Source organism: Pseudomonas sp. FG43 (assembly GCF_057809175.1).
Window position 1 is genome coordinate 8,553 of the sequence record NZ_JBMDJL010000004.1, and the last position, 13,067, is coordinate 21,619.

Here is a 13,067-nt window from a genome sequence, read left to right on the forward strand (position 1 = left end):
ATGAACCAGTCCCTTTCCGTGCCCAACACTTATCCACTCACCGCCGCCCAGCGTGATATCTGGCTCGATCAGGCCGTGCGCAGTGACGTTCCTCTCTACAACATTGGCGGCTACACCGTCATCGAGGGCAGTGTTGATGCCGAGCGCCTTCAGCGTGCCATAGACCAGATGGTCCGTCGCCACGATGCGCTGCGGATGGTGTTGTTAAACGGGCTGGGCGACGACGGTTTGCCGGTTCAGACCTTTGTCGACGACTTGCCGCTGCAACTGTCGCTGCATGATTTTTCCGGTCAGGATGACCCCGAGGCAGCAGCGCTGGAGTTCGTTCAGGCCCGTAACCGTGTGCCGTTCGACCTCGATGGCTCGCCGCTGGTGCGTCTGCAACTGCTCAGGATCAATGATCACCTCAGCTATCTGGGAGTCCAGGCGCACCATATCGTGATCGATGGCTGGGGCATTTCGCTTCTGCTCAAGGAACTGGGCGAGCTGTATGGCGCTGTGCATGGCACGTCTGCTGACACCCTGGCTCCGTCTTACGTCCACTACATTCAGGACGACATTGCCTACCGCAACTCGAAACGCTACGCCCGCGATCAGGATTACTGGCTGGGCAAATATCAGGACGTTCCCGAGCCGCTGTTCGAGCCGCGGCACCTGGCTCGCCATGCCGGGGCTGTAGCTCCCGGTGGTCATGTATCACGCCGTTATCCGGCGACGCTGCTTGAACGTATCGCTCAGGTTGCCGAGCCTCGCCAGTGCTCGCGCTTCCATGTGCTCATGGCGGCGCTCTATGTGTATTTCATGCGCACGTCCCGCCGGGAAGAGCTGGTCATCGGTCTGCCGGTACTCAACCGTTCCAATGCGAACTTCCGCAACACCATTGGCCTGTTCACTCAGGTCAGTGCAGTACGTCTTCAATTCGACGCCGATCTGGGCTTTGGTGAGCTGGTCAGTGAGGTGGCCCGCGTCCTCAAGCAGGATTACCGCAACCAGCGTTTCCCCTTGAGTGACATGAACCGCTCGCTGGGGCTGCTGCGCGACGGCCGCGATCAGGTTTTTGACCTTTCGGTTTCATACGAAGTGAGCGATCACCGTCTCGCGTTCGGCGAAGCGACTGCCTACTCGGTCAAATGCGCCAACGGCCATGAACAGACACCTCTTGCCTTGCACATACGGGCCAATCCGCACACGGATGAGGTCTGGCTGGAGTACATCTACAACGAAGCGTTTTTCCAGGCCGATGAAGTCGAAAGTCTCGCCGAGCGCTTCATGCATGTACTGGAACAGGGGCTGAAAAACCCGCAATTGCCGGTACACGGCTTCAGTCTGCCAACGCCGGGCGAGGCGCAACTGCTTGAGGCCTGGAACCATGGACAGCCAGCCGAAGACGACACCGGGACCATTCATGCCCGTTTCGAGGCGCAGGCCCAGGCTCGACCCGATGCCGTGGCATTGCTGCATGAAGGGCAGAGCGTCACCTACGGCCAGCTCAATGCCCAGGCCAATCAGGTAGCCCATCGCCTGAGACTGTTGGGGATCGGGCCTGACGATCGGGTAGGCATCTGTGTCGAGCGTGGCCCAAGGATGATCATCGGCTTGTTGGGTATTCTCAAGGCCGGTGCCGGTTATGTGCCGCTGGATCCCGCTTATCCACTGGAGCGTCTGGCGTTCATGCTGGACGACAGCACGCCGCTGGCGTTACTGACCGAGTCTGCACACCTTGAGCACTTGCCGGCTCAGGGCATTCCTGTCCTGCTTCTCGACCAGCCCGAGGCAGCGGGTTTTACCGAGCAGTCTGAAGATAACCCGCAGGTTGAGGGGCTTGAGCCGGGGCATCTAGCCTATGTGATCTACACCTCGGGTTCCACCGGGCAGCCCAAGGGCGTGATGGTCGAGCATCGCAATGTCACGCGCCTGTTCTCGGCAACACGGGTGTGGTTCGACTTCGGTGCCGACGATGTCTGGGCACTGTTTCACTCGTTTGCCTTCGACTTCTCGGTCTGGGAAATCTGGGGCGCGCTGTTGCATGGCGGCCGTTTGTTGCTGGTACCGCAACTGACCACCCGTTCGCCCGAGGCCTGTTACGAACTGCTGTGCGAGGCCGGTGTTACGGTGCTCAACCAGACGCCCAGCGCGTTTCGCCAGATCATCGCTGCCCAGGGTGAAAATCCTCGGCCCCATGCACTGCGCCAAGTGATCTTTGGTGGCGAAGCACTGGATACGGGGATTCTCAAGCCGTGGTATGCGCGCAAGGCGAATGCCGACACTCAACTCTTCAACATGTACGGCATTACTGAAACCACCGTACACGTCACCTGCCATCCGCTGTCCCGGGCGGATGTCGATGGCGGTGTCAGCCCCATCGGCAAGCGCATCCCCGATCTGCGCCTGTACCTGCTCGATGACTATGGCCAGCCGGTGCCTCCGGGTGTGGTCGCCGAGCTGTATGTAGGGGGCGCCGGTGTGGCGCGAGGTTATCTGAACCGTCCGCAGCTGGATGCAGAGCGCTTCCTGAAAGACTCCTTCGATGCCACACCGGGCGCACGGATGTACCGTTCCGGGGACCTTGCGCGCTGGACGGCAGACGGCAACCTCGACTATCTGGGGCGTAACGATGATCAGGTGAAAGTCCGTGGTTTCCGAATCGAACTGGGCGAGATCGAAAGCCGTCTCGCAGCCTGTGCCGGGGTCCGCGAAGCAGTGGTGATTGCGCGTCAGGACGAGCCGGGCGACAAACGTCTGGTGGGTTATGTGATCCCTCAGCCAGGCCAGACGCCGACCGCAAGCGATCTGCGTTCTGAGCTGTTGCAGAACCTGGCCGATTACATGGTACCGAGTGCCTTTGTGCTATTGGCCGACTTCCCCCTGACCGGCAACGGCAAGCTGGACCGCAAGGCATTGCCAGCGCCTGACGCATCAGCTTTCGCACGACGTGAATACGAAGCGCCGCAAGGCCCGGTGGAAACGGTTCTGGCTGACCTGTGGAGCGAGCTGCTCGGGGTCGAACGCATCAGCCGTCATGACCAGTTCTTTGAGCTGGGAGGCGATTCGCTGTTGGCAGTCAAGCTGATCGAGCGCATGCGCGATACGGGGCTGAAGGTCGATGTACGGGTCTTGTTCGGTCAGCCGACCTTGTCGGGGCTGGCCGAAACGGCGGGTTCCGGTCGAGATGTCGCGGTGCCGGTCAACCTCATCGAGCCGGGCGTACAGCGCATTACTCCGCAGATGCTGCCGCTGGCCCGTCTGAGCCAGGAACAGATCGATGCCGTGGTGGCGGGCGTTCCTGGGGGCGTGGCCAATGTCCAGGATATCTATGCGCTGGTGCCTTTGCAGGAAGGCATTCTCTATCACCACCTTGCGACACCTGAGGGCGACCCCTATCTGCTGCAAGGCACACTGCGCATGGACAGTCGCGCCCAGGTCGATGCGTTTGTCCAGGCGCTACAGGCCGTGGTCGAACGCCACGATATCCTGCGCACTTCCATTGCCTGGGAAGGCCTTGACGAGCCTGTGCAAGTTGTCTGGCGCGAGGCGCCGTTGCGGGTTCGCGAGCATGAGCTGCAAGGGGCTGACGGCGATATTGCCGGTCAGTTGCAAGCCTTGCTGGATCCACGGCACATGCGTTTCGACCTGCGCCAGGCTCCGCTGATGGAGCTGCATGTGGCCCAGGACTTAGCCCGTGGCGGCTGGGTCGCGGTGATTCTCTTTCATCACCTGATCGATGACGCCACATCGCTGCGCATTCTGGGGGCCGAAATCCAGGCGCACATTGCAGGGCAAGGCGCCGAGTTGCCGGCATCCGTGCCGTATCGCAACTATGTCGCCCAATCCCGTCTTGGTATCAGCCGCGAGGAACATGAAGCCTTTTTCAGCGCGGCGCTGGGGGATGTGGATGAGCCAACGCTGCCATTCGGTCTGCAGGATGTTCAGGGTGACGGCAGTGCAATCGAACAGGCCGTATTGACGCTGGATGACCAACTCGCTCAGCGCCTGCGCGCCCATGCCCGCAGCCTGGGTGTCAGCAATGCCAGCCTTCATCATCTGGCCTGGGGGCAGGTGGTGGGGCGCTTGTCGGGCCGTCAGGATGTGGTGTTCGGCACGGTGCTGATGGGACGACTGCAAGGCGGCCAGGACGCCGAGCGCGCTCTGGGCATGTTCATCAATACCTTGCCGCTGCGTGTAGCGGCGCAAGGGCCAAGTGTCAGGGCCGCAGCACGAGCGACCCATGACAGACTGGCGGCCTTGCTCGGCCATGAGCATGCGCCGCTGGCCCTCGCGCAACGCTGTAGCGGCGTTGCGGCACCGACGCCGTTGTTCAGCGCCTTGCTCAACTATCGCCATGCAGCGGTTGGCGCATCTACCGGTGGAGCAGGTTTGCAGTGGGCGGGCTTCGAGCTGGCAGGCGGTGAGGAGCGCACCAACTATCCGCTGTCGCTTTCGGTGGACGATCTGGGCGATGCCTTCAGCCTGACCGTACAGGTCGTGCCAGGCATCGGCGCACAGCGTATTGCCGATTACATGCAGGCGGTGCTGGCCGAACTGGCCGATGCACTGGACCGCACTGACGAGGTCGCATTGCAAGACCTGGCATTCATGCCGGATAGCGAACGTCAGCAATTGCTGCATGGCTTCAATGCCTGTGATCAGGCCTTTGCATCGCATCTGCTGGTGCATCAATTGTTCGAGGCCCAGGCCGAGCGTCAGCCGGACGCGCTGGCGGTGACTTTTGAAACGAAGCGTGTGACCTACGGCGAGCTGAATCGCCAGGCCAACCGCATTGCTCATCGTCTGCTGGAGCTGGGAGTTGGCTTCGACGACCGCGTCGCGATCTGCTGCCGCCGGAGTCCGGAAATGATTGCCGGCCTGCTGGGCATTCTCAAGGCTGGGGCAGGGTATGTGCCGCTCGACCCGGATTACCCGGCTGAACGCCTTGAATACATGCTTCGCGATGCTGCACCCAAGGCCGTGCTCAGCCAGGCCAGCATCGCCGGGTTGTTCAGTGAATCCACCGTGCCCGGTGTGCTGCTCGACGGCCTGGCCGAAGGGGCAGAAGAATTCAGCCGTCAGCCGGAGCACAACCCGGAGCTGGCCGCCCAAGGGCTTCGTCCTGAGCATCTGGCCTACGTCATCTACACCTCGGGTTCCACCGGTCAGCCCAAGGGCGTGGCCATGCCTCACGGCCCGCTGGTCAACCTGATGCACTGGCAGCTTGCCGAGGGCATCAAAAGTGGCAATACCGCTCCGGCGACCGTGCAGTTTGCGGCGCTTGGCTTTGACGTCGCCTTTCAGGAAATCTTCAGTACGCTGTGCGCCGGTGCGCCACTGTCGTTGATCCATGCCGATACACGACTGGACCTGCGCAAGCTGTACCTGCATCTGTGCGAAGCGCGTATCGAGCGCCTCTATCTGCCGTGCATTGCCTTGCAGGCACTGGCCGAGGCGTTGATCGATGATCCGTCGTTGCGTCAGCAAACCTGCTCCTTGCGTGAGATCGTCACCGCCGGTGAGCAATTGCGCATTACCGCACCGATCCGCGCACTGTTCGAGCATTTGTCCGAGTGTCGGCTGCATAACCACTACGGCCCGACCGAATCCCATGTCACCACTTCGTTTACCTTGCCGGTGAACGTGGCGCATTGGCCAACCTTGCCGGCCATTGGCGTGCCGGTGGCCAACACCCGTATTTACCTGCTCGATGAGCAGTTCCAGCCCGTACCGGTTGGCGTTGCGGGCGAGATCTACATTGGCGGGACTTGTGTTGCACGGGGTTACCTGAACCGTGACGAACTGACCGCCGAGCGTTTTCTGCGTGATCCTTTTGTCGAGGGCCGCCTGTACAAGACCGGCGACCTGGGCTGCCGAAGCGCTGATGGGGTAATCGAGTACCTGGGCCGTAATGATGACCAGATCAAGATCCGTGGTTTCCGGGTCGAGCTGGGTGAAATCGAATCCCGCCTGACCGATCACATCACCGTGCGTGATGCAGCGGTACTGGCTCGCGAAGACAACCCCGGCGACAAGCGCCTGATTGCCTATTTCACCCAGCAGCCAGGCCAGGAACCGGCCTCGGCCGATGTGCTGCGCGCTCACTTGCAGGCGTGCCTGCCGGACTACATGATCCCGGCCGCTTATGTCGAACTGGAAAAAATGCCGGTATCGGCCAACGGCAAGCTGGACCGTCGCTCCTTGCCCGCGCCGGACGCCACGGCATTCGTCAGTCAGGCCTATGAAGCACCGCGAGGCAACATCGAAACGACTCTGGCCAGCCTTTGGTCGCAGATACTGGGTGTTGCGCAGGTCGGTCGTCACGATCACTTCTTCGAGCTGGGCGGCCATTCGCTGCTGGCGGTGAAGCTGATCGAGCGTATGCGCCAGCTTGATCTGGATGCCGATGTTCGCGTGCTGTTCAGCCAGCCGACCCTGTCTGCTCTGGCCGCCGCTGTCGGTGGTGTCGAAGAAGCCCTGCAGATTCCGGATAACGGCATTTCTGAAGGTTGTGAACACATCACCGCATCAATGCTCACCTTGCTGGACCTGGAGCAGAGTGCTGTCGAGCGGATCGTTGCCGCCATGCCGGGCGGTGCGGCCAATATTCAGGATATCTACCCGCTTGCACCGCTACAGGAAGGGATTCTCTACCACCATATTTCTGCCGGGCAGGGTGATCCTTACCTGCTGCAGGCTGCTTTCGCCATGGACAGTCGGGCACAGCTCGACAGCTTCATTGCTGCGTTGCAAAGCGTTATCGATCGTCACGACATTCTTCGTACTGCGTTGATCTGGGATGGCCTGGAGCAGCCTGTGCAAGTGGTGCTGCGCCAGGCCCGCCTGATCGTCGAAACCCTTGAGCTGGATGCGTCCCTGGGTGATATCGCCAGCCAGTTGCAGGCACTGTTCGATCCGCGTGACCGCCGTCTCGACCTGGGACAGGCTCCGCTGATGCGCATGGCTTGCGCTCATGATGAACCGAACGGTCGCTGGGTCGCGATCCTGCTGTTCCACCACATCGCCCTCGACCATACCGCGCTGGAAGTGATGCAGCATGAAATGCAGCTCATTCTGAGCGGTGAACTGTCCGGGCTCGACACGCCGATGCCATATCGTCGCTATGTCGCCCAGGCCAGAATGGCCGTCAGTCAGGCAGCCCATGAAAGCTTCTTCCGCGAGATGCTTGCCGATGTGGAGGAGCCGACATTGCCGCTGGGCCTGCAGGAAGTGCAGGGTGACGGCCGTGGTGTCGAGGAGTGCAGGTTCAAGCTGGATGCTGCCTTGAGTGCGCGTTTGCGCGGCCTGTCCCGCAAACTGGGCGTCAGCCCGGCCAGCCTTCACCATCTGGCCTGGGCTCAGGTGGTAGGCAGTCTGTCAGGGCGCAGCGATGTAGTGTTCGGCACGGTGCTACTGGGGCGTATGCAGAGTGGCAGCGGTGCCGAGCGTGCTTTGGGGATGTTTATCAATACGCTGCCAGTGCGGGTTGCACTGGGTGCTGTCAGCGTCAGCCAGGGTGTTCGCCAGACCCATGCGCGCCTGACCGCTCTGCTGGGCCACGAACATGCTTCCTTGGCGCTGGCCCAGCGTTGCAGCGGCGTACCCGCATCCATGCCGTTGTTCAGCGCTTTGCTCAACTATCGCCATAGCCCGACCCAGACCGATGAAGAGGTCGAGCGCTGGGGCGGTGCCGAAGTACTGGAAGTGATGGAGCGGACCAACTATCCGTTCATGCTGTCGGTGGATGATCTGGGCGAAGGTTTCCTGCTTACGGTGCAGACCGTGGCGGCCATCGCTTCGCCGCGTGTTGCGGGTTATATGAACACCGCGCTGGAAAGCCTGGCCGATGCTCTGGAGTCAGCACCCGGCCTGCCGTTGCATGCACTGAAAATTCTGCCTGCCCAAGAGCGGGACGAGGTGATTTCCGGCTTCAATGCCACTCAGGTTCCATATCCTCTCGATCAGACCGTTCATGGCCTGTTCGAGGCTCAGGTCGAACGTACGCCGGATGCGGTTGCACTGGTGTCTGGCGATGAGCGCCTGAGCTATAAGGCGCTCAATGAGCGGGCCAACCGTTTGGCTCACCACCTGCGCAGTCAAGGCGTTGTGCCTGATTCACGGGTGGCGATCTGTGTCGAGCGTGGCATCGATATGGTGGTCGGGCTGCTGGCTATTTTGAAAGCCGGTGGTGGTTATGTGCCTCTGGACCCTGCTTATCCGGTTGAGCGACTTGCCTACATGCTGCAGGACAGTGCGCCTGCGGCTGTATTGGCGCAGACCGCAACGCTGGAGTTGCTGTCGGCTGCTGATGCGGTTGTGGTCAATCTGGATGAGATCACCTGGCAGAACCAGTCGGCTTCCAATCCGGTTATCGAGGGCCTGACTCCGGCTCATCTGGCGTATGTGATCTATACCTCGGGTTCGACTGGCTTGCCTAAAGGCGTGATGATCGAGCACCGCAATACGGTCAACTTCCTGACCTGGGCGCAGCAGGCGTTTGAGCCGCAAGTGTTGGCCAAAACCCTGTTCTCGACCTCGTTGAACTTCGACCTTGCGGTTTATGAGTGTTTTGCACCGCTGATTTCGGGCGGCAGCATTGAAGTGGTCAAGAACGTATTGGCCCTGCAAGAAGGCGAACATGACGTCACCCTGATCAACACCGTTCCTTCCGCACTTAAAGCGTTGCTGGAGTCGGGTGGCCTTAAAGAAGGCGTGCATACCGTCAACGTGGCGGGTGAAGCGCTCAAAGGTTCTCTGGTTGAAAGCCTGTTTGAGCAAACAAACGTCAAGCGCCTGTGCAACCTCTATGGCCCATCGGAAACAACCACCTATTCAAGCTGGGTGGCCATGGATCGCGAAGATGGTTTCGCGGCCCATATCGGCAAACCCGTCGCGAATACTCAGTTCTACCTGCTGGATGAACATCGCCAGCCGGTGCCGTTGGGTGTTCCGGGCGAGATCTATATCGGCGGTGCGGGCGTTGCGCGGGGCTATCTGAATCGAGATGACCTGACCGCCGAGCGCTTCCTCAATGACCCGTTCAACGCCGGAGCGCGGATGTATCGCACTGGCGACCTGGGTCGCTGGCTGGCAGATGGCAATATCGAATACCTGGGCCGTAATGACGATCAGGTCAAGATTCGCGGTTTCCGTATCGAACTGGGCGAGATCGAAGCAAAACTGGCTCGCCATGAGAGCGTCAAGGAGGCCGTGGTCATGGCTCGGGAGGACGTACCAGGCGATAAGCGTCTGGTTGCCTACTTTACCTCGACAGGTCAAACAGCCGATCTGGAAGTCCTGAGAACGCATCTGCAAAGCCAGTTGCCGGAGTACATGGTCCCTGCGGCCTATGTCCATCTTGAAAAACTGCCACTGACACCAAACGGCAAGCTGGACCGCAAGGCACTTCCAGCCCCAGACCAACAAGCCCTGATCAGTCGTGGCTATGAAGCGCCGCTGGGCGAAACGGAAATCACTCTGGCGCAGATCTGGGCCGAAGTGCTGCAAGTCGAGCAGGTAGGGCGTCATGACCACTTCTTTGAACTGGGTGGCCACTCGCTGCTGGCAGTGAAGCTGATCGAGAAGATGCGTCAGCAAGGGCTCAGTGCAGACGTTCGCGTGCTATTTAGCCAGCCAACCCTGATGGCTCTGGCTGCCGCAGTAGGCAGCGGCACTGAAATCCGCGTACCTGCCAACCTGATCGAACCGGGTTGCACGCAGATCACGCCTGAAATGCTGCCGCTGGTGACCATCAGCGAGGATCAGCTTGAGCAGGTCATTGCCTCCATCCCTGGCGGCGCGGCCAATATCCAGGACATTTACCCGCTGGCGCCATTGCAGGAAGGGATTCTCTATCACCATCTGGCTGCCGAAAAGGGCGACCCTTACGTGTTGCAGGCGGTTTTCGGCTTTGATGACAAAGACCGGCTGGATGCCTTTTCCAGCGCGCTGCAACGAGTGATCGAACGTCACGATATCCTGCGCACCTCGCTGTTCTGGGAAGGACTGGACGAACCGGTGCAGGTGGTCTGGCGTCAGGCCACTCTGGGTATGGAGAGCCTTGAGCTGGATACGGCGCAAGGCGATATCGCCAGCCAGTTGCAGGCGCGTTTCGATGCCCGCCAGCACCGCATGGATATTCGTCAGGCACCTCTGATGCGGATTGCCTATGCCCAGGATCCGTCGACCCAGCGCTGGGTGGCCTTGCTGCTGTTCCATCACATGGTCATGGACCACACCGCACTGGAGGTGGTGAGTCATGAGATGGGAGCTTATTTGTTGGGCGAGACACAGCATCTGAGCGAGCCGGTCCCGTATCGCAACTATGTGGCTCAGGCGCGCCTGGGTGCTGATCGTGAAGCTCATGAGGCGTTCTTCCGCGAGATGCTGGGGGATATCGAAGAGCCGACGCTGCCGTTCGGCCTGCATGAAGTGCAGGGTGAAGGCCGCGGTATCGAAGAGCATCGCCTGGCGTTGGATCTGCAACTGAGCCAGCGATTGCGCATACAGGCCCGTCAGCTCGGAGTCAGTGTGGCGGCCTTGCATCACCTGGCCTGGGGGCATGTGCTGAGCGCGGCCAGTGGCCGTGACGATGTGGTGTTCGGCACGGTATTGGTGGGTCGCCTCAATGGCGGCGAAGGGGCGGATCGTGCCCTTGGGATGTTTATCAATACCTTGCCATTGCGTCTTCAACTGGGTGCCAGTGAGGTAAAAGCAGGTGTCCGGGAAACCCACGCTCGTCTCAGCGCCTTGCTGGCCCACGAACATGCGCCGTTGGCGCTGGCCCAGCGTTGCAGCGGCGTGCCGGCTTCGACCCCGCTGTTCAGTGCATTGCTTAACTATCGTTACAGCGCGGCACCGGGCGAGCAGAGCCTGTCGCCTGCCTGGCAGGGCATCGAACCGCTGAAAGGCGAAGAGCGCACCAACTATCCATTGACCCTCTCGGTGGATGATCAGGGTGAAGGTTTTGAACTGACGGTCCTGGTACAGGATGGGATTGGTGCTGCACGTGTCGCGGCTTATATGAGTACGGCACTGGCTGAACTGGCGGATGCACTGGAAAACAGGCCGACTGCGCCACTCTATTCAGTTGCGGTATTGCCGGCCGACGAACTCGCACAATTGCTGCATGGCTATAACGCTACAAGCGCCGAGTATCCGCTTGATCAGACGGTGCATGGTCTGTTCGAGGCTCAGGTCGAGCGTACGCCGGATGCGGTTGCTGTGGTGTATGGCGATGAGAGCCTGAGCTATAGCGAACTGAACCAGCGTGCCAACCGTCTGGCCCATCATCTGCGCAGTCAGGGCGTAGTGCCGGATTCCCGGGTCGGAATTTGCGTCGAGCGCGGTATCGAGATGGTGGTGGGCTTGCTGGCCATCCTGAAGGCTGGCGGCGGTTATGTACCGCTTGACCCGGCTTATCCGGTGGAACGACTTGCCTACATGCTCCAGGACAGCGCGCCTGCGGCTGTACTGGCACAGACCGCGACGCTGGATCTGCTGTCGGTGCCCGTTATCAATCTGGATAAGCCCGATTGGCAGGACAAATCCGTCTCCAATCCGCAGGTCGATTCGCTGACGCCAGCTCATCTGGCCTACGTGATCTACACCTCGGGTTCTACCGGTCTGCCGAAAGGCGTGATGATCGAGCACCGCAATACGGTCAACTTCCTGACCTGGGCGCAGCAGGCGTTTGAACCGGAAGTCCTGGCCAAAACCCTGTTCTCTACCTCGCTGAACTTCGACCTGGCGGTTTACGAGTGCTTTGCACCTCTGATCTCTGGCGGCAGCATTGAAGTGGTCAAGAACGTATTGGCCCTGCAAGAAGGCGAACATGACGTCACCCTGATCAATACCGTGCCTTCGGCCCTGAAAGCGTTGTTGGAATCGGGCGGTCTGGGGCCGGACGTTCATACCGTCAACGTCGCGGGTGAGGCCCTCAAAGGTTCGCTGGTTGAAAGGCTATTTGCTGAAACCAGCGTCAAGCGCCTGTGCAACCTTTATGGCCCGTCGGAAACCACCACTTACTCAAGCTGGGTGGCCATGGATCGTGAAGACGGTTTTGCCGCTCATATCGGCAAGCCGGTCGCCAATACCCAGTTCTACCTGCTGGATGAGCATCGCCAGCCGGTGCCGTTGGGTGTTCCGGGCGAGATCTATATCGGCGGTGCGGGCGTTGCGCGGGGCTATCTGAATCGAGATGACCTGACCGCCGAGCGCTTCCTTGACGATCCATTCAACGCTGGTGCCCGCATGTATCGCACCGGTGACCTGGGTCGCTGGCTGGCAGATGGCAATATCGAATACCTGGGCCGTAACGACGATCAGGTCAAGATCCGTGGTTTCCGTATTGAACTGGGCGAGATCGAAGCCAAGCTGGCTCGCCATACCTCCGTCAAAGAGGCTGTGGTCATGGCCCGTGAAGACGTGCCGGGCGATAAGCGTCTGGTGGCGTATTTCACTTCAACGGACCAGCCAGCCGATCTGGAAACCTTGCGCTCCCATCTGCAAAGCCAGTTGCCGGACTATATGGTTCCAGCGGCCTATGTTCATCTTGAATCCTTGCCACTGACGCCGAACGGCAAGCTGGATCGCAAGGCATTGCCAGCCCCGGACCAGCAATCTCTGATCAGCCGTGGTTACGAAGCCCCGCTGGGCGAAACCGAAATCACTCTGGCGCAGATCTGGGCCGAAGTGCTTCAAGTCGAGCAGGTAGGGCGTCATGACCACTTCTTTGAACTGGGTGGCCATTCGTTGCTGGCAGTGAAGCTGATCGAGAAGATGCGTCAGCAAGGGCTCAGTGCAGACGTTCGCGTGCTATTTAGCCAGCCAACCCTGATGGCTCTGGCTGCCGCCGTGGGCAGCGGCACTGAAATCCGTGTGCCGGCCAACCTGATCGAACCGGGCTGCACGCAGATCACGCCTGAGATGTTGCCACTGGTGACCATCAGCGAAGAGCAGCTTGAGCAGGTCATTGCTTCCATCCCCGGTGGTGCAGCCAATATCCAGGATATTTACCCGCTGGCGCCATTGCAGGAAGGGATTCTCTATCACCACCTGAGTGCCGAAGCCGGGGACCCTTA

1 protein-coding gene (only partly in view) is annotated in these 13,067 nt (G+C 60.3%); it reads left to right on the plus strand.

The annotated features are described in order from the left end of the window. A protein-coding gene (locus ACODS3_RS06760; protein WP_489033840.1) for a non-ribosomal peptide synthase/polyketide synthase crosses the window boundary here: on the plus strand, positions 1 to 13,067 show its beginning. Its footprint extends 15,862 nt past the window's final position; the window shows 13,067 of its 28,929 coding nt (coding positions 1-13,067); it begins with the start codon at positions 1 to 3; its stop codon lies off the right edge, out of view.